General features: G+C 68.8%; 15 protein-coding genes and 1 pseudogene. 7 read left to right on the forward strand and 9 right to left on the reverse strand.

Going from position 1 to position 16,858, the window contains the following annotated elements; translation table 11 throughout:
* Window positions 1-14 precede the first annotated feature (14 nt).
* Window positions 15-320, forward strand: a complete 306-nt coding sequence (locus tag AB4Y79_RS18900) for a hypothetical protein (RefSeq protein ID WP_441865105.1) — start codon at window positions 15-17, stop codon at window positions 318-320.
* Here the strand turns inward: AB4Y79_RS18900 and AB4Y79_RS18905 are convergent.
* Window positions 317-940, reverse strand: a complete 624-nt coding sequence (locus tag AB4Y79_RS18905; protein WP_441865108.1) for a DedA family protein — start codon at window positions 938-940, stop codon at window positions 317-319. The genes AB4Y79_RS18900 and AB4Y79_RS18905 overlap by 4 nt on opposite strands.
* A 119-nt stretch (window positions 941-1,059) precedes the next feature.
* Here AB4Y79_RS18905 and AB4Y79_RS18910 point away from each other — a divergent pair, with 119 nt between their 5' ends.
* Window positions 1,060-1,590, forward strand: coding sequence for an O-acetyl-ADP-ribose deacetylase (locus tag AB4Y79_RS18910; protein ID WP_441865111.1), 531 nt, complete (start codon window positions 1,060-1,062; stop codon window positions 1,588-1,590).
* On the opposite strand, the gene AB4Y79_RS18915 is transcribed toward AB4Y79_RS18910, so the two are convergent.
* Entirely contained in the window at window positions 1,562-2,542 is a 981-nt protein-coding gene (locus AB4Y79_RS18915) for an RluA family pseudouridine synthase (RefSeq protein WP_441865147.1), read from the reverse strand. The genes AB4Y79_RS18910 and AB4Y79_RS18915 overlap by 29 nt on opposite strands.
* 116 nt (window positions 2,543-2,658) lie before the next feature.
* Here AB4Y79_RS18915 and AB4Y79_RS18920 point away from each other — a divergent pair, with 116 nt between their 5' ends.
* Window positions 2,659-3,282, forward strand: a complete 624-nt coding sequence (locus AB4Y79_RS18920) for an ArsR/SmtB family transcription factor (protein ID WP_441865114.1) — start codon at window positions 2,659-2,661, stop codon at window positions 3,280-3,282.
* A complete protein-coding gene (locus AB4Y79_RS18925) occupies window positions 3,279-3,971 on the forward strand; it encodes an SRPBCC domain-containing protein (protein WP_441865117.1) in 693 nt (230 codons plus the stop codon). Before AB4Y79_RS18920 ends, AB4Y79_RS18925 begins: the two co-directional genes overlap by 4 nt.
* Window positions 3,972-4,069: 98 nt before the next feature.
* Here the strand turns inward: AB4Y79_RS18925 and yczR are convergent, their stop codons facing one another.
* Complete coding sequence (gene yczR, locus AB4Y79_RS18930) at window positions 4,070-5,548, reverse strand: MocR-like transcription factor YczR (protein WP_441865120.1); 1,479 nt, start codon at window positions 5,546-5,548, stop codon at window positions 4,070-4,072.
* Between the two features lie 60 nt (window positions 5,549-5,608).
* Between yczR and yczE the strand changes: the two genes are divergently transcribed.
* Window positions 5,609-6,229 (forward strand): membrane protein YczE, encoded by a 621-nt coding sequence (gene yczE, locus AB4Y79_RS18935; protein ID WP_441865123.1) that lies wholly within the window; start codon window positions 5,609-5,611, stop codon window positions 6,227-6,229.
* 40 nt (window positions 6,230-6,269) lie between these two features.
* Here yczE and AB4Y79_RS18940 read toward each other — a convergent pair whose 3' ends face one another.
* The 4 genes from AB4Y79_RS18940 to AB4Y79_RS18955 all read right to left on the reverse strand — a co-directional run bounded on the left by AB4Y79_RS18940 (window position 6,270) and on the right by AB4Y79_RS18955 (window position 13,347).
* Window positions 6,270-7,100, reverse strand: coding sequence for an Fpg/Nei family DNA glycosylase (locus tag AB4Y79_RS18940; RefSeq protein WP_441865126.1), 831 nt, complete (start codon window positions 7,098-7,100; stop codon window positions 6,270-6,272).
* A complete protein-coding gene (locus tag AB4Y79_RS18945; protein ID WP_441865129.1) occupies window positions 7,093-12,165 on the reverse strand; it encodes a DNA glycosylase AlkZ-like family protein in 5,073 nt (1,690 codons plus the stop codon). Before AB4Y79_RS18945 ends, AB4Y79_RS18940 begins: the two co-directional genes overlap by 8 nt.
* A gap of 117 nt (window positions 12,166-12,282) precedes the next feature.
* Window positions 12,283-12,936: a DUF4232 domain-containing protein gene (locus AB4Y79_RS18950; protein WP_441865132.1), complete on the reverse strand. Its 654-nt coding sequence runs from the start codon at window positions 12,934-12,936 to the stop codon at window positions 12,283-12,285.
* A 201-nt stretch (window positions 12,937-13,137) separates the two neighbouring features.
* Window positions 13,138-13,347, reverse strand: coding sequence for a hypothetical protein (locus AB4Y79_RS18955; protein ID WP_441865150.1), 210 nt, complete (start codon window positions 13,345-13,347; stop codon window positions 13,138-13,140).
* Between the two features lie 232 nt (window positions 13,348-13,579).
* Here AB4Y79_RS18955 and AB4Y79_RS18960 point away from each other — a divergent pair, with 232 nt between their 5' ends.
* Both AB4Y79_RS18960 and AB4Y79_RS18965 read left to right on the forward strand, forming a co-directional pair.
* Window positions 13,580-13,927, forward strand: coding sequence for a hypothetical protein (locus AB4Y79_RS18960; RefSeq protein WP_441865135.1), 348 nt, complete (start codon window positions 13,580-13,582; stop codon window positions 13,925-13,927).
* A 93-nt stretch (window positions 13,928-14,020) separates the two neighbouring features.
* On the forward strand, window positions 14,021-14,800 hold the full coding sequence (locus tag AB4Y79_RS18965) for an SDR family NAD(P)-dependent oxidoreductase (RefSeq protein ID WP_441865137.1): 780 nt from the start codon (window positions 14,021-14,023) through the stop codon (window positions 14,798-14,800).
* 87 nt (window positions 14,801-14,887) lie between these two features.
* Here the strand turns inward: AB4Y79_RS18965 and AB4Y79_RS18970 are convergent, their stop codons facing one another.
* Both AB4Y79_RS18970 and AB4Y79_RS18975 read right to left on the reverse strand, forming a co-directional pair.
* Window positions 14,888-16,627 (reverse strand): thiamine pyrophosphate-dependent enzyme, encoded by a 1,740-nt coding sequence (locus tag AB4Y79_RS18970; protein ID WP_441865139.1) that lies wholly within the window; start codon window positions 16,625-16,627, stop codon window positions 14,888-14,890.
* A 42-nt stretch (window positions 16,628-16,669) separates the two neighbouring features.
* A pseudogene (locus AB4Y79_RS18975) lies at window positions 16,670-16,858 on the reverse strand (amino acid permease); the annotation flags it as partial.

Consider the following 16,858-nt stretch of genomic DNA (forward strand, 5'->3'; position numbering starts at 1 on the left):
GATAGGGTGGGGGCATGCCTTCCTTCCAGACCCGCCTCAAGATCACCGGGCTGCGGCCGGGCAATCCGCCGGAGTCCGTCATGGACGCCGCCGTGGAGGCGCTGGGCACCCGCCACCACGTGGAAGCGCACCAGTTGCAGCTTGCCGGCGGGGTACCGCAGCTGAACCTTCGGTTCCTCGTGGAGGCCACCGAGTACAGCGGGGAGAACCGGCAGGCGGTGGAGTCGGCAGCCATGATGCGCGACGCCGTCGAACGCGTTGCGCTGACAGGTACGCTCAGCGTGCTGCGGCGCAGCCGTGGCAAGTGGCTGCCCGTCTAGCCTGCGTCCGGAATGGGCTCGTCCTCCACCGGGGACCGGTCGCCGCGCCTGCGGGTGACGATGAGCCCCACGACGGCGCCGATCACCAGGCCCACGGCCACCCCGATGAGGGAGCTGGCCCAGAACGGCAGCCGGGTGGTTGAACCGGTGAAATACCCCAGCCCGACCAGCCAGCACGCCCACAGGACCGCTCCGAGCCCGGCGCACAGGCCAAACCCGCGGACGGAGACATTTGCGACGCCGGACGCTGCCGACGTTGCCAGCCGGCCGCCCGGGATGAACCGGGCGCCGATGATGGTGCCGTAGGTGGACGAACGCCCGGCCTTGGCCAGTGCCGCATGGATGCCCGCGTGCACCCGGCGGCCCCATTTCCAGCGGTCCAGCACGTGGCTCAGCCGTCGGCGGAACAGGTGGAACACCATCATGTCGCCAAGCCAGGACGCCAGTGCGGCGAGCACGAATACGAGGAACACGTTGGCCCGGCCGTCCGCGGACAATGCGCCGCCGGTAATCACCACCATCTCCGACGGGATGGGTGGGAAGATGGCGTCGCCGATCACCAGCGGGATGACCCAGAAATAGAGGGCCGCCCCCCAGCTGTCAGCGTAGCCGTTGTCCATTGCCACAAGGTACCGCACTTTTGCCGGGCCGGCGGTGCCTGTGACGGGCACCTTCCCAGGTCGGATATTGTCGCCGCCTGCGGTGTCCGGAACGCATGGTGGAGTGGGAAACTGGCGGCATGCGGATCTCGGTTTTGCAGGGCGATATTACGCAACGGCGGGTGGATGCCGTGGTCAATGCCGCCAACTCGTCCTTGCTGGGCGGCGGGGGAGTGCACGGGGCGCTCCACCGGGCGGCCGGTCCTGAATTGTTGGCGGCGTGCCGTCAGCTGCGGGCATCCGACCTCCCACATGGACTGCAGACCGGCGCCGCCGTCGCAACGGCCGCGTTCCGGCTGCCGGCCCGCTGGGTCATCCACACGGTGGGCCCGAACCGGCATGCCGGGCAGACCAACCGGGCCCTCCTGGTGTCCTGCTTCAGCGAAAGCCTGCGGCTGGCCGACACCCTGGGCGCCCGCGGACTGGCGTTTCCAGCGGTGGGTGCGGGCGCCTACGGCTGGGCTTCGGAGGCCGTCGCGCAGGCAGCACTCGACGCGCTGGCCGGATTCCAGGTCCTGCACCCGGCCAGTGACCTGGAGCTGGTGGAGTTCGTACTCCACACGGCCGGGGTTGAAGCGGTGTTCAGGGACGTGCTGGGAGAACTTCGCTGAGTTCCAGGGCGCTGCGGTACTCGACAGGCCGGCCGGAGATCGGATCCACGAACCGGATGCCGCGGGCCAGCAGCTGCAGGGGTTTGGCGTAGTTGTCAGGGGCCTTGTCCAGCAGGTGCGGGTAAAAGGCGTCATTGACGATCCCCAGCCCCAGCGAGGCCATATGCACCCGCAGCTGGTGGGTCTTGCCGGTGTGCGGTTCCAGCCGGTACCTGGCCAGGCGCCGCCCGCCGGCGCCGCTGCCACCGCTGCCCGCGGCACCCGCCGGGCCGCCGCCGTCGAACGTTTCCAGCCGCTCGATCCTGGTCTCCGCGTTCGGCTCGCCGTCAACGACTTCCGCCAGCAGGTAGCTGCGGGACTTGGTCATCCGGTTGCGGACCACCACGGGAAAGTCGACGGCGGGGTGCCCCGGCGCGGGCTCTGCGGCGGAGACGCACTCGTACTCCTTCTGCACCTGCCGCTTCTCAAAAAGCACCTGGTAATTGCCCCGGGTCTGCGGGTTGGTGGAGAAGAGCAGGACCCCGGCGGTCATCCGGTCCAGCCGGTGCATGGGGATCAGGTCCGGCAGGTCCAGCTGGTTCCGCAGCCGGACCAGGGCGGACTCCTGGATGTAGGTGCCGCCGGGAGTGGTGGGCAGGAAGTGCGGCTTGTCCACCACCAGCAGGTGGTGGTCCTGGTGCAGGATGCTCAGTTCCACGGGCAGCCGGGTCTCGGGCGGCAGCGTGCGGTAGTACCAGATGAACGTGTGGTCCCGCAGCGGGGTGGAGCGGTCCAGGGGGATGCCGCCCTCGCCCACGATCTCGCCGGCGTCGAACCGGTCCTCGATGCCTTGCGGATCGATGTGGCCCCAGCGGTGCATCATGTAGTCCATCGCAGTGTCCCACGGACCCTCCTCCGGCAGCCGCAGGCGGGTGGCGTTGACGCCGTCGCGCACGGGGAGGGGGGATTGCATCACCGGCCTATTCTACCGGGGGCTGCAGGTCGGCCTTCCCGGAACCGGACGGCCTTGAATGTCCGACGATAAAAAAGTTCTTGACAACAAAAGTTGTCGGTAACGACAATGGAGGCATGGAGGAAATCGCCGTTATCGAAGACCCGGCCGCGGCTGAAGCGTCGCTGGATCCCATCCGCACCAGCATTCTGCGGGAGCTGGTCCGGCCCGGTTCTGCGACGCAGCTGGCTGTTCGGGTGGGCCTGCCCAGGCAGAAGGTCAACTACCACCTCAAGGCGCTGGAGCGGCATGGCCTGGTGGAACTGGTGGAGGAACGCCGCAAGGGAAACGTCACTGAACGGGTCCTCCAAGCCACCGCGGCCTCCTACCTGATCTCGCCGTCCGCGCTGGCCTCGGTGTCCCCGGACCCGCGCCGGTTCTCAGACCGCTTCTCCGCATTCTGGCTACTGGCGCTCGCCGGCCGGATGGTCCAGGAGGTGGGCAAGCTGATAGCCGGTGCCGCCGCTGCCCGGCAGAAACTGGCAACGTTCGCCATCGACGGCGAGGTCACCTTCCGCACCGCCGCCGAACGGGCCGCCTTCGCCGAGGAGCTCGGCGTGGAGGTCACCCGGCTGGTGGACAAGTACCACGACGCCGGGTCGCCACAAGGGCGGCGGCACCGGCTCGTGGTGGCCCTGCACCCCGCTCTTAAAGAAACCAAAACCAACGAACCCACTCCAGGCAAGGAACAGGACAAATGAACAACAAGCGCGACTTCGAAATCGTTTACGACTCTGAGCTTCCCGGCACGCCAGAGCGGGTGTGGGAAGCCGTCACCACCGGGACCCCGGCGTGGATGTTCCCCACGGACCAGTGGCCGGCCGTGAGGACCGTGGAGGAGTACCCCAGCCACCTGGTATCCAGGATGGAGGGCCCGGACGGCTGGTACAACCAGCTGGAACACGTGTTGGAACCACTGGACGGTGGCCGCGCACGCCTGCACTACGTCCACAGCGGCATCTTTGCCGACAACTGGGATGAGCAGTACGACGGCGCCAGCCGCCACACCGAGTTCTACCTGCACACGCTGGGCCAATACCTGCAGTACTTCGATGGCCGTTCCGTGGTGTTCACCGACATCCAGGCCCCCGCGGCCTCGCAGGTCCCGGACGGGTTCGCCCGGCTGCGCGAAGCGCTGGGCCTGGGATCCGCCGGGGAGGGGGACACGGTTGACGTGGAGCTCGACGCCGTGGGGCGGCTGGCGGGCGAGGTGGACTTCTCGAATGACCACTTCCTGGGCTTGCGCACCCAGGACGCCCTGTACCGTTTCTTCGGCCGCAACGCCTTCGGCGCCCCGGTGGGCATGACGGTGCACGACTTCAGCGGAGCCGGTGATACGGAGACCACGGCCAAGGCGTGGGCCGGGTTCCTGGAGCGCGTGTACGCGTAGCCCCCGACAACCGTTAGGCGCCCCAATCGCCGGAGCGGTGCGGGGTCGCCGTACCGCTCCGGCGGTCACACACACCTCCGGCGATTCCGGAGGCCTCGTCAGGCAATGGCGACGGCGGGGGCGTGGGTCAGTGACCGGCGAAGCTGGGGAGCGGCGTCCAGCCGGTCCTGGGCGGCCCGGAGTCCCAGGACCGCCGTCTCCAGTTTTTCCGGGGCGAGGGTGAACGGCAGGCGCAGGTTGCGTTCGAACGCGCCGCCGATCCCGAACCGGGGTCCGGCCGCGAGCCTGATGCCATATTCGGGTGCCAGGACCGTCAGTGCCGTACTGATGGGGGCGGGAAGCCTGCACCAGAGCGAGAGGCCGCCGGCCGGCGGCATCGTCTGCCACGCAGGCAGGTGCTCCGCCAGGAGGGCGAGCAGAGTTGACCGGTTGCGGCGCAGCCTGTGCAAGAGTGCGGGCAGCGGCTCCTCGCGTGCCCGCACCAGGTGGGCGGCGGCCAGTTGCTCCATGACGGGGCCGCCCAGGTCCAGTGTGGTGCGCGCTGCGGCGAAGCGTTGGATCATCGGTTCCGATGCGCGGATCCAACCGGTGCGCAGGCCGCCCCAGTGCGACTTGCTCAGCGAGCCGATGGATACGACGGCGCCGCTGAAGCCGGCCAGCGGAGTGGTGGCGACCCCGTCCAGGTTGAGGTCCCGAAGTGTTTCATCCGCCACCAGCACTGTTCCCGATACGGCTGCCGCGCGGGTCAGGCGGCGGCGTTGTTCGTCGGGCATGATCATGCCGGTGGGATTGTGGAAGTCCGGCACCAGGTAGGCGAGCTTGGGCCGCTGCTGGAGCAAGGCGGATTCCAGGGCCGGCAGGTCCCAGCCCGACTCGGCAAAGGCCACCGGGACGGGGCGGCACCGGGCGGAACGGATGGCATCCAGTGCATGGGGATAGCTGGGGTGCTCCACCATGATCCTGTCCTGCCGGTCGGCCAGGGTGCGGATGATGATGGTCAAGGCGTGCTGGGCTCCGGACGTCACCATGATCTGCCCCGGCTGGGTCGGCACACCGGCGGCCGTGTACCGGTCCGCCACCGCCTGGCGCAACGGCAGCAGGCCCAAGGCGTCGTAGCCAAACCCCGGCAGCAGGGCCGGGAGCTCCGTCAGTGCCGCGGCAAAGGCCCGGTGCACCACTTCGCCGCTGGCCGGCAGCGCGGAATAGGCGAGATCTATCAGTCCTTCGGGGGCGGTCAGGCCCGGCGCCGCCAGCGGGACGGTGGACTGGGGCTGGGGACCGAAAAGCGCCGGCCCGAACGGGGTCAGTTCGGGGATGCGGGTCTTGCCGCGGCTGCCCTGGCCGGTGCTCAGGAAGCCTTGGTTCCGGAGGCTGGAATACGCCGCCGTGACGGTTGTCCGGCTGACCCCCAGGACGGTGCAGAGTGAGCGCTCGCTGGGCAGGGCCGTGTCCAGCGCTATCCGGCCGTCAAGAATCAGGAGCCGCACCACATCCGCCAGCTCGCGGTAAGCCGGCCCGGTTCCGCTGTTCCATGGGCCAAGGAGGCGGGACAAAGCCTGGGGCGTGAGGGCAGCCATATAGCCAGTATCTCAAACTGGCTATGTATTCCAATGCCAGTTGCGTGGAATGGTTGTTTCATGATGACCCGCAGACTCCTCCAGCTCTTCACCGGCCTCGCCATGTACGGCATCTCGCTGGCCATGTTCATCCGCGCCGGCCTGGGCCTGGACCCCTGGGATGTGTTCCACCAGGGCGTGGCCAACCGGACCGGGCTGAGCATCGGCGTGGTGGTCATCGTGGTGAGTTTCCTGGTGCTGCTCCTCTGGATTCCGCTGCGCCAGTGGCCAGGCTTCGGCACGCTGTGCAATGCCGTGCTGGTGGGGGTGTTTGCGGACATCGGACTGGCGTTGATCCCGCCGGTGTCCCTCCTGGCCGGCCAGATCGGCCTCCTCGCCGGGGCCATCGTGCTGAACGGCATCGCCTCCGCGTGCTACATCGGGGCACGCTTCGGGCCTGGCGCGCGGGACGGGCTGATGACGGGACTTGCCCGCCGCACCGGCTGGTCCGTCAGGCTGTCCCGCACGCTCATCGAGGTGACTGTGCTGGCCGTCGGCTGGCTGCTGGGCGGCTCCGTGGGCGTGGGCACGGTTGTCTATGCCCTGGCCATCGGCCCCTTGGTCCACGTGCTGCTGCCGCGCTTCATGGTTCCCGCAGCGGAGCCGAAAGCGGCAAGCAAGCCGGCGCCCGCCAACTGCTGAGTGCCGGCAATCCCTGCTGTTGCCAGGCCGGCTTCCGGTGTCAGGCCGGCGCTGGCTGGCACTTGGGGCAGAAATAGATGTCCCGCTCCTCCTCGCCGTTGGGTTTGCCCAGGAGTCCGCGCTGGATGGGAGTGCCGCATTTGAGGCATGGCCGGCGCTCCCCGCCATAAACCCAGTAGCCGGGCCTGCCGGCCATCCTGCCCACCGGGAGGCCACGGGCATTGAGGACCGTAACGCGGCGCCCCGGGCCCAGGTTGACCTCCAGGAGCTGCTTGGCGCCGGTCATCAAGGTCCGCACATCCGCAACCTCGGCTACCGGAGTGGCCGGGTGCACGCCGGACAGGAAGCAGGCTTCGCAGCGGTAGATGTTGCCGATGCCCGCGAGATTCCGTTGATCCAGGAGCGCCACGCCGATCGGAACCTCCGGACGGGACCGGACACGGCGTTCGGCTTCGTCCAGGTCCCAGTCCGGGCCCAGGAGGTCCGGCCCGAGGAATCCCACAATAGAGTCTTCATTGGCCGTGGCCACCACTTCCACGATGCCCAGGGAGAAGCCGACGGCGTCAGCGGCGGCGGTCCGGAGCACGCACCGGGCAGTGAAGCCGGGCTTCCGCCACTTTCCGCCGGGCGGATAGACCTGCCAGGCACCTTCCATCTTCAGGTGCGAGTGGATGGTCAGCCGTTTGTCCTCCGGGCCCACCACCCGCATCAGCAGGTGCTTGCCGCGGGGAACCACCTCCTCGACCGTCCACCCGGCGAGGTTCAACGTGGCAAACCGCGGCACCCGGAAGTCAGAGGCAAGCAACGTCTGCCCTGCGAGGGCCTGGTGCAGCTGGCGGGCGGCCCGCCAGACGGAATCACCCTCAGGCACGGATCCTCAATCCCTTCGGCGTGGAGTAGGCGCCGGCGGCGCTGAGGGCGGCGGCAACGGGGGTATCCAGGATTCCCTGCCCGTTCACCTTCTCCATGATCAGTTTGTCCACGGCTCCCCGGGTGACCACCCCTACAAGGGCGGCCCCGGCGGCCGACAGGACGGCGTCGTCATCGCTGAACGCGAGCAAGGTCTTACCGCCGCGTTCCACGTACAGCACCAACGCACCGTCCACCAGCACTACCAGCGCACCCGCCTTCCGGCCGGGACGGTGCCCGGTGCCGGCGTCGTCCCGCAGCGCAGGCCATGGGAGGGCCGCGCCGAAGGGATTGGCAGGATCGGTGGCTGCGAGGGCCAGCGCTACCGGCTCCGCCTTGGCCAGTTGCGTGTCCTCCGAGTAGGAACGGAGCCGGTCCACGGTGGCGGGAACGGCGAACTGGGCAGCGCCGAGGTGCTCGATGAAGTAGCCGCGGCGGCACCGGCCGGCCTCCTCCAGCCGTGCCAGCACCTTGTACATGAGCCCGAAGCCGCCCAGGATCTGCTCCGCCATGACCGAGCCCCTGGTGACCACGCCATAGCGGTCCAGCAGAAGCTCAGCGGTGGCGCGGGCATGGATGGTGGCATCGAGTTCGGGCTCGGGAAGGGCGGACCAGCGGCCGGCAGCCGTAGCCGGGGTGGCGGCACCCTGTGTTCCGTACCGTCCGCCGGCCGGCCCGGGAGAACCCATCAGGCCCGTACCGTGGGAGCGGCCCAGCCGGCTCAGCCGGGGCGCCCGGGCACGGGGTGCGCGCGCCACCTGGCGGTGCGCCGTGTGGCCCCCGGCGATCAGGGACCGGACCGGTGCGAACGTGTCGCCGGTAATCCTGCCGGCCCACGCGAGCTCCCACAGCGCGGTGACCACTTCCTGGTCGCTGAGCACGGCGTCCATGCCGCCGGCCACTTCGGTCAACTGCCGGAAGAAGTACCCGCCACCGTTGTTCCGCAAATGGTCCAGGAGGCGCCGGCCTGCGTCCCCGGGTTCGAAGTCGGGGGCAGGGTTGAGCGTCAGTTCCGCGGAATCAGCCAGGTGGAGGCTGATCCAGCCATCGTTGCCAGGCAGTGACCCGGCGCCCGACCACAGGACTTCACCTGCTGCCATGAGTTCGTCCAGCATGGCGGGCTGGTAGTTGGACACTCGGCTGGCCAGGACCAGAGGCTCCCAGGCCGAGGCGGGAACGGGGACCCCGGAGAGCTGGTCGATGGCCGTGATGATCCCGTCCAGGCCACGCAGCGAGGGCTGGCCGCGGCCGCCGCCCGGGGTCCTGACATGCTGCCATGCGGGGAGGAAGCGCCCATAGGCTGTGGCGTCCACCGGCTCCACTTCGGCGCGCAGCGCGGCCAGGGAACGGCGGCGGAGCTTGCGCAGCACCTCCGCATCGCACCATTCGCTGGCGATGGCGTGCTGAACGTCAGGTGCGGAGCTGCCCGATGGTGCCGGTTCATCAGCCGGCTGACTGTGGTCCGCCGGCCCGGTTTCCTGCCCGGCCGGTTGGTGCGGTGCCTCCGGCGGTGTGACGTGGGGCCGGAACTCGCCCTCCACAACGCGTCCGTCCGCTGCCAGCCGTTTCAGTGCCGTGCCCACCACAGCCACGCCCAGGCCCAGCCTGGTGGCGGCCTCGGCTGCGGTGAACGGACCATGGGTCCGGGCGTATCGGGAGACGAGATCGCCCAGCGGATCGGCAACCGGCTCGATGAAGGCCAACGGGACGCCCATGGGCAGCGGCACGCCGATGGCATCGCGGAGCCGCGCGGCATCCTCGACGGCTGCGAACCGCTCAAATCCTCCGATGTTGACCTTGATGGCGCGATTGGCCCTCTGCAGGGCGGTCAAGTGGGCGGCCGCTTCGGGCACGGTGGCGGGGATGTCGGGCTGCCCGGTTTCGGCGGCCTCAACCGCCGGAGAGGTTTCGGCAGGTTCCATGGCCGGGGTGGTTTTTTCGGCTGCCTCTTCCGGCGGGGCGGTGCCCTGCAACCGCGCGGCGGCCTCTTCCGGCGCGAGCGGGCCCAGCAGCCGCAGGAGATCGGCCACTCCCTCCATGCCCCGCGCACGCCGGTCCGGGGTCAGCCGCTGCAGCTCGCGTTCGGTGGCCTCGATGACCTTCGCATCCAGCAGTTCCCGGAGTTCAACGCGGCCCAGCAATTCGTTCAGGAGCGTGGAGTCCAGGGCCAGCGCCGCAGCCCGCCGCTCCGCGAGCGGTGAATCACCCTCGTACAGGAACTGGGCAACGTATCCGAACAGAAGGGACTTGGCGAACGGCGACGGCTGCGACGTGGTGGTCTGCACGATTCGCAGCTCGCGCCGCTCCACGGACGCCGCGATGTCCTTCAGCGCCGGCAAATCGTAGACGTCCTGCAGGCATTCCCGCACCGTTTCCAGCACGATGGGGAACGTGGGGTACTTCCGGGCTACATCCAGCAACTGGGCGGACCTCTGCCGCTGTTGCCACAGCGGCTGCCGCTTGCCGGGAGTCTGCCTCGGCAGCAGCAGGGCGCGCGCCGCGCACTCGCGGAAGCGGGAGGCGAACAGCGCACTGCCGCCCACCTCCGCCGTGACGATCTGCTCCAGTTCCTCCGGATCGAACAGGAACAGTTCGGCGCCGGGCGGCTCGTCCTCCATCATGGGCACCCGCAGCACGATGCCGTCGTCGGCCGCCATGGCCGAGCCATCCAGGCCGTACCGCTGGTGCAGCCGCTGGCCCACCGCCAGCGCCCACGGCGCGTGCACGGGCATGCCGAAGGGGCTGTGGAGGATCACCCGCCAGTCGCCCAGTTCGTCGTGGAACCGTTCCACCACCAGTGTGGTGTCGTTGGGGACAACCTCGGTGGCCAGTTTCTGTTCGCTTAGGTATTGGATGAGGTTATTGGCGGCGAAGTCGTCCAGGCCGCTGGCTTTGCATCGCTCGGTGGCAGGCCCGACGTCGGACGCTGACAGTTCGCGGACGAACGCGCCCAGGGCGCGGCCCAGGTCCACGGGGCGGCCGAGGGAGTCGCCCTTCCAGAAGGGCAGCTTTCCGGGCTGGCCGAACGCGGGGGAGACCAGCACCCGGTCGTGCGTGATGTCCTCGATTTTCCAGCTGGTGGCGCCCAGGGCGAAGACGTCGCCAACACGGGATTCGTAGACCATTTCCTCATCAAGCTCGCCCACGCGCCGGCCGCCCTTGGGGGCGCGTGCCGGTTTGCCGTCCTCGGCCGGGGACGTCGAGCCTTCCGTCTCGGTGCCGATGATGTAGACGCCGAACAGGCCGCGGTCCGGGATGGTGCCACCGGACGTGACGGCCAGCCGCTGCGCGCCGGGACGGCCCTCGATGGTGCCGGCGTTCCGGTCCCAGATGATCCTCGGGCGGAGCTCGGCGAATTCGTCGGATGGGTACCGTCCCGCCAGCAGGTCGAGGGTTGCCTCGAACGCGGACCGGGGGAGGGACGCGAACGGAGCGGAGCGGCGCACGGTGCTGAACCATTCCTCCACATCGATGCTGCCCAGGGCCGTTGCCGCAACGGTCTGCTGGGCCAGGATGTCCAGCGGGTTGGCCGGGATGGCAAGGCGCTCGATCTTGCCGTCCAGCATCCGTTCCACGGTGATGGCGGTATGGACCAGGTCCGCCCGGTGCTTGGGGAACAGGACGCCCTGGGAGACCTCGCCCACCTGGTGGCCGGCGCGGCCCACCCGCTGCAGGCCGCTGGCCACCGACGGTGGCGACTCGACCTGCACCACCAGGTCCACGGCGCCCATATCGATGCCAAGCTCCAGCGAGGATGTGGCCACCACGCACCGCAGGCGCCCGGATTTGAGGTCGTCCTCGATCAGCGCCCGCTGGTCCTTGGAAACGGAACCGTGGTGGGCGCGCGCCAGTACCGGATCAGCCCCGGCGGAGCTGCCCGCCTGCGCCATCATGTGCGCGGGCGTGGCCGTTGAAGCGGGAATGCCCGACGACGGTCCCCCCGGGGTGCCCGGCCCGGCGTCGAGCCCTTCCGAAGCGGCGTCGTCCCAGCCGCCGCCTACGGCCACCAGTTGGCGTTCGGCGTAGATTTCGTTGAGCCGGGCGGTGAGGCGTTCGGCGAGGCGCCGGGAGTTCGCGAACACGATGGTGGACTGGTTGGCCAGCACCAGGTCAACGATTTTTTCCTCCACGTGGGGCCAGATGGATGCCTGTGGCTGCAGCCCGGAAGCGGGGCCGGAGTCAAACGCCCCCGCAGCGCCCTGCAGGTCCGACATGTCCTCCACCGGCACCGATACCGTCAGGTCCCAGTTCTTGCTGGCCGGGGGCGCGACGATCTCCACGGGGGCCGAACCGGCCAGGAACTGGGCCACGAGCTCCCGCGGCTCCACGGTGGCGGAAAGCCCGATGCGCTGCGCGGGTTTGGACAGCAGCGCGTCCAGCCGCTCCAGGGACACCGCAAGGTGGGCGCCGCGCTTGGTTCCGGCCACGGCGTGGACCTCGTCGATGATGATGGTGTCCACCTCGGTGAGGGTTTCGCGGGCCCTGGAGGTGAGCATGAGGAACAGCGATTCGGGGGTGGTGATGAGGATGTCCGGCGGGTTGGTCAGCAGGGACCGGCGGTCCGCGGCCGGGGTGTCCCCGGACCGGACCCCGACGGTGATCAGCGGTGCGGGAAGCCCCAGCCGCTTGGCTGTTTGCGTGATGCCGATCAGCGGCGAGCGGAGGTTGCGTTCCACGTCAACGCCCAATGCCTTGAGGGGCGAAATGTAGAGGACGCGGGTTTTGCGTTTGGGTTCGCGGGTCCGTTTCCCTTTGGCCGGCGCTTCCGCGGCGGGGTCAGGGGCCGCCGGTGCCGTACTGAGAAGGCGGTCCAGGGCCCACAGGAAGGCGGCGAGGGTCTTGCCGGAGCCGGTTGGCGCCACCACCAGTGCGTGCGAACCTGACGAGATGGCAGTCCAGGCCCCGGCCTGTGCCGGTGTTGGTTCAGAAAAGGCGCCAAGGAACCAATCCCGGGTGGCGCGGCTGAACTGGCCCATGGGCGCAGCGGCGCCGGAAGCGCTGCCGGCAGGACGCTGTTCCTGGTTCATGCCTCCATCATGCCCCAAGGCACCGACACCGGCTTTCGGGGACGCCGCGGCCCGGCTTGGACGCCGCGACCCGGCTTGGATGCCGGGTCGCGGCCAGGTCCGCCGGGCCGTGCCCGGTCAGGCCGGCTGGAACGCCCCAATGGAGAGCAGGGTGATCTGCGCGTTGGTGCAGGCCTTGGTGGGCTGCGGGAGGAACAGGGAGTCAGTGTCTTCGGGCGGGTAGACCCGGTACCCGGCGGCATCCACCGGCGAGCAGTCCATGTAGTTGCCCGCCTGGGTGTAGCGCAGCACTGCGGTGCCGGTCTGGCCGGGAGCCAGCAACACGTCAACCACTGCTGCGGAATCATCCCGTGTGGCCGGTGCGCCGATCGGGGCGCCGGCGGCGTCCGCCACCAGGGAGACGCCGGCGAAACCCTTCAGGAGGCAGGGTTCGGTGCCCTTGTTGGTGAGGTTGAGCTTCATGTAGACACTTCCCGCCGCGCCGCCGCCCGAGGCGTCGGTGGCCGCCGTGAGTCCGGCGGCCTTGCACAGGGCAGGCGCGCCGGCGCCGGTGGTGCCGGGGGCGGGGGAGGCAGTCGTCGTGGCAGGTGCGGAGGACGCCGGCGGAGCGGTGGATGCCGACGATGTGGGTGACTGGCTGGCCTGCCCGGTGCCGGGCGCCGTCGTCGTCTGGGACTGCGGCTGGCTTGGACCGCATGCGGTGAGCAACAGCGCTGCCGCTGCGGCCGCCGTCGTCATGGCAAACGCCTGGGAAATTATCTGAGACCTCATGGCACCACCTTCGCGGTACCGGTTGCCCGCGTCAACGATGCCACATGCCTTGGCGGCAATTTGATGCCCGGATCGTGATGATCCGGTCACTCAAGGGCTCCCGCGGGATGCCATGCGGCGGCAGCGCACCCCGGCCGGGAACCGGGAACTGTCAGTCCGTCTCCGGCCCGGTGCAGTAGGGGCAGTCCTCGGGGCACTCTGTCATGCCGGCACCCCTGCCAGGTCCAAGCCGTCTGCGATGTGGAACAGCCGGCGGCCACCCGCGGGTGCGGTCACCCACACGATGTCGCCGTCGTCCGTCCTGTCATCCACCACGCCGCTGAAGGCCGCCCGTCCGTTCCTTCTGAGTTCCACCGGGTCCCCGATCTCTACCGGATCCCAGCGGACAGGGCTTTTTACGCGGCTCGTCATTGAAGTCACGGCATTCCTTTGCACGGCTTGGCTGCGGCGGCAACTGCCGCCCCATGAAGCCATCAAACAGGGGCGCTGCCGTCCGGCTCAATGGAGGAGTGACCACGCACGCCGGCACTTCTTTGTGCATGCCTCCAGGGGCCTTGTGCAGCCATCCAGCGGGGGCCGTGTGCCATGGCCAAGGGCGGGGTTAGACTGCCTGCGTAAGCGTCGGCGATCGAAGGAGAAGTTCATGGACTACACCGGAAGCCAGTCGGAAAAGGCGGTCACCGCCGGTGAACTGGGCCGCAGCCACATCGGGCAGACAATCAGCTTCCAGCCGAACGAATTCACGGTGGTCTTCGGCAAGCTCGCAGGAATCGCGCGGACGGAAGCCATGGTCTACATCTCGCTGACCGGGGTGGGAAACGGCACCCACCTGAAGGACGAGTACGATCTGCCGCTGACCCATGAGGTGTTCGTCCCGGTGGATGTCATCTCCAATGCCGAATCCACCATCAAGGACTTGTTCGGCAAGGTCCAGGAGAACCTTCGCGGGACCGGCCACAAGGGCGGCGAGGACCGGACCGACCGGCTGTAGCCCGGAAACCTGGCTGATGGCCGGCATCGTTTTCGATGCCGGCCATCAGTGCTTGGGAAGGCAGTGCACCACACCTCTGTTGGAAGGAACATCATGGGCAACGAAGCTGCATGGCAGGAAACCACCACCGCGGGCAGGTTCGCCGGCAGGACCGTGATTGTCACCGGCGCAGGCTCGGGCATCGGGTTGGCAACCGCACTGCGCGTCGCCAAGGAAGGGGGCCGGGTGATCGCGGCGGACCTCAGCAAGGAACGGCTGGATAACCTCGTGGCCGGGAATCCGGGCCTGGACCTGGTTGCCGTTGCCGGTGATATCTCCACCGAAGACACTGTGGCGGCAGTGGTGGCCGCCGCCGGCGGCAGGGTGGATGCGCTGGCCAACGTTGCCGGCATCATGGACAACTTCGCCCCCATCCACGAGGTGGACGACGAGGTCTGGGAGCGGGTCTTCCGGGTCAATGTCACCGCGCTGATGCGCCTCACCCGTGCCGTGGTGCCGCTGATGCTGGAGGCAGGCACGGGATCCGTGGTGAACGTGTCCTCGGAGGCCGGGTTGCGGGGCTCCGCCGCGGGGGCGGCCTACACGGCCTCCAAGCACGCCGTGGTGGGACTCACCAAGAACTCCGCCGTCATGTACGGCCCCTCGGGACTGCGCTTCAACACCGTGGCGCCGGGTGCCACCATCACCAATATCGAGGCGAACTGGGGCTCGGAGCTGGCGGCAGGGCGGCTGGGTCCGCTGATGCAGGCGAACATCCCGACGCCCGCCACTGCCGCCCAGCTCGCCGCGTCCATCACCTTCCTGCTCAGTGAGGACGGCACCAATGTGAACGGCGCCGTCCTCGCGTCCGACGGCGGCTGGTCGGCACTGTAGCCGGCACCGGCGCTGCCGGCGGGCAGCTTAAAGCCAAGCGGACGACGCCGGGTGAGTTCCGTCGTCGTCCGCTCACCCAAGCGGCCCCTAGTACGCCTTGACGCGCTGGTCCACCACCAGGTGGATCAGCGCAAACGTGCGGTCCCGGTCAATGGCCGCCAGGGCGGAATCCAGGGCGGCCGGCACGTCGCGGTCGTCGGTGACAGTGATGCCGAAGCCACCGAACGCCGTGGCCATCAACCCGAAGTCCGGGTTCTTGAGTTGGGTGCCGGAGACCCGCTGCGGATAGTGCCGCTCCTGGTGCGTGCGGATGGTGCCGTACTCCTGGTTGTCCATGACCACCACCAGGGGCGTGGCGCCGTATTGGGCGGCGGTAGCCAATTCCTGGCCATTCATGAGGAATTCGCCATCCCCCGCGATGGTCACGACGCGCCGCTGCGGGTCGGCGAGCGATGCGGCAATGGCGGACGGAATGGAGTACCCCATGGAGCCGTTGCGGGCACTGAGCATGGAGGCATAGCGGCGGGTGGGGAAATACCGGTGCGCCCAGTTGGTGTGTTCGCCGGCCCCAAACGTCACCACGGCGTCCTCGGGAAGCCGGGGCACCAGGTTTGCCATCATGGTGTCCATCCTGGCCTGCCCTTCCCCCGGCGCAGCGGGAGGCAGCGCGGCGAAGCGCTCCTGTTCCGCCCGCATCCTGGCCGTCCAGTCCTTCCACTCGTCCTTTACCGGCAGCGTGATGTCCTGGAGGTCACGTACGAACGCTTCCGGCTTGGCCAGGATCTGCCGGGACACCGGACCGGACCGTCCGCGCAGCGACGGGTCCACGGTGACCAGGAAGTTCTCCTTGGTCCAGTCCTGCCGGCAGAGGAAGCCGTCCGTGATGACGTCGCCCGGCACCGTGCCCACGAAGACCAGGAGGTCGGTCTCCTCCAGCAGGTCGTAGGTGGGCCGGGGACGGCCGTACCCAATCGGTCCCACGTAAGACGGCGAATCGAACGGCACCGTACCCTGCGTCCGCCATTCCGCCGCGGCCGGGATGTGGTGCCGTTCCAGCCACTCGGTGAGCTGGAGGGCGGCTTCCTGGGTCCAGTCATTGCCGCCGGTGACGAAGAGGGGCTTGCTCGATTCAGCAAGCGCCGCTTCCAGCGCTGCCGCATCCGTGCTGGCCATGCCGCCGGCCGCCACTGGAATCGCGGGATGCAGTTCGGGACTGATCTCTTGGCGGATAACATCCTCCGGCAGGCCGATGACCACGGGTCCGGGACGTCCGCTCATGGCCGCGAACATGGCTTCCGCCACGATTTCCGAGGCCCGCTCCGGGTGGTCAAGGACCATGACCCGTTTGGCGCCGGTATCGAACCAGGACTTGATGTCGAATTCCTGGAACGCCTCCCGGTCCCGGTGGGCGAACGGGATGAGGCCCACGAAGAGCAGCATGGGGGTCGAGTCCTGCCAGGCGGTGTGCAGTCCCACATGGGCGTTGGCCGCCCCCGGCCCGCGGGTCACCATCGCCACCCCCGGACGCTGGCTCATCTTGCCATCGGCCTCCGCCATGTAGGCGGCCCCACCCTCATGGCGGCAGACGATGGTTTCGATGGCGGACCCGTGCAGGCCATCCAGTACGTCAAGGAAGCTCTCGCCGGGAACAACGTAGGTGCGCTCCACGCCATGGGCCACCAGGGAATCGACAATGACGTGCCCGGCGGACTTCAGGATTGGCTGCGAGTGCTCCGCCGCGTTTGGGTGGAGGTTCTTCCGGTCATCGGCGACGACGGCGGGCTGGGGACGGGATGCGGTCAGGGTGGGCTGCGGCTCTGGAGTCATGTTCTTTCTTTGGCTCGAAGGGTGGAGGGAACGGGGTCCGGGTTACGTGATGGGTGTCCGGTTGGCGATGACGGGGGAGGTGCCGGTGTAGCCGTCGCGGGTTTCGGCGATGTGGCGGATGCGGGTGCGGCAGGCGTACCAGCCGGCGATCATGAGGATGGAGGCGATGGCGGTGACGAGCATGGTCAGGGGTGAGTCGATGAAGACCATGATGAGGACGCCGATGAGGAA

Source organism: Pseudarthrobacter sp. YAF2 (genome assembly GCF_052113345.1).
In the GTDB taxonomy this organism is placed as follows: Bacteria; Actinomycetota; Actinomycetes; order Actinomycetales; family Micrococcaceae; genus Arthrobacter.

Coding starts and splice junctions, on each gene's coding strand:
- AB4Y79_RS18900 (WP_441865105.1), top strand. CDS start 15: ATGCCTTCCTTCCAGACCCGCCTCAAGATCACCGGGCTGCGGCCGGGC.
- AB4Y79_RS18905 (WP_441865108.1), bottom strand. CDS start 940: ATGGACAACGGCTACGCTGACAGCTGGGGGGCGGCCCTCTATTTCTGG.
- AB4Y79_RS18910 (WP_441865111.1), top strand. CDS start 1,060: ATGCGGATCTCGGTTTTGCAGGGCGATATTACGCAACGGCGGGTGGAT.
- AB4Y79_RS18915 (WP_441865147.1), bottom strand. CDS start 2,542: ATGCAATCCCCCCTCCCCGTGCGCGACGGCGTCAACGCCACCCGCCTG.
- AB4Y79_RS18920 (WP_441865114.1), top strand. CDS start 2,659: ATGGAGGAAATCGCCGTTATCGAAGACCCGGCCGCGGCTGAAGCGTCG.
- AB4Y79_RS18925 (WP_441865117.1), top strand. CDS start 3,279: ATGAACAACAAGCGCGACTTCGAAATCGTTTACGACTCTGAGCTTCCC.
- yczR (WP_441865120.1), bottom strand. CDS start 5,548: ATGGCTGCCCTCACGCCCCAGGCTTTGTCCCGCCTCCTTGGCCCATGG.
- yczE (WP_441865123.1), top strand. CDS start 5,609: ATGATGACCCGCAGACTCCTCCAGCTCTTCACCGGCCTCGCCATGTAC.
- AB4Y79_RS18945 (WP_441865129.1), bottom strand. CDS start 12,165: ATGAACCAGGAACAGCGTCCTGCCGGCAGCGCTTCCGGCGCCGCTGCG.
- AB4Y79_RS18950 (WP_441865132.1), bottom strand. CDS start 12,936: ATGAGGTCTCAGATAATTTCCCAGGCGTTTGCCATGACGACGGCGGCC.
- AB4Y79_RS18955 (WP_441865150.1), bottom strand. CDS start 13,347: ATGACGAGCCGCGTAAAAAGCCCTGTCCGCTGGGATCCGGTAGAGATC.
- AB4Y79_RS18960 (WP_441865135.1), top strand. CDS start 13,580: ATGGACTACACCGGAAGCCAGTCGGAAAAGGCGGTCACCGCCGGTGAA.
- AB4Y79_RS18965 (WP_441865137.1), top strand. CDS start 14,021: ATGGGCAACGAAGCTGCATGGCAGGAAACCACCACCGCGGGCAGGTTC.
- AB4Y79_RS18970 (WP_441865139.1), bottom strand. CDS start 16,627: ATGACTCCAGAGCCGCAGCCCACCCTGACCGCATCCCGTCCCCAGCCC.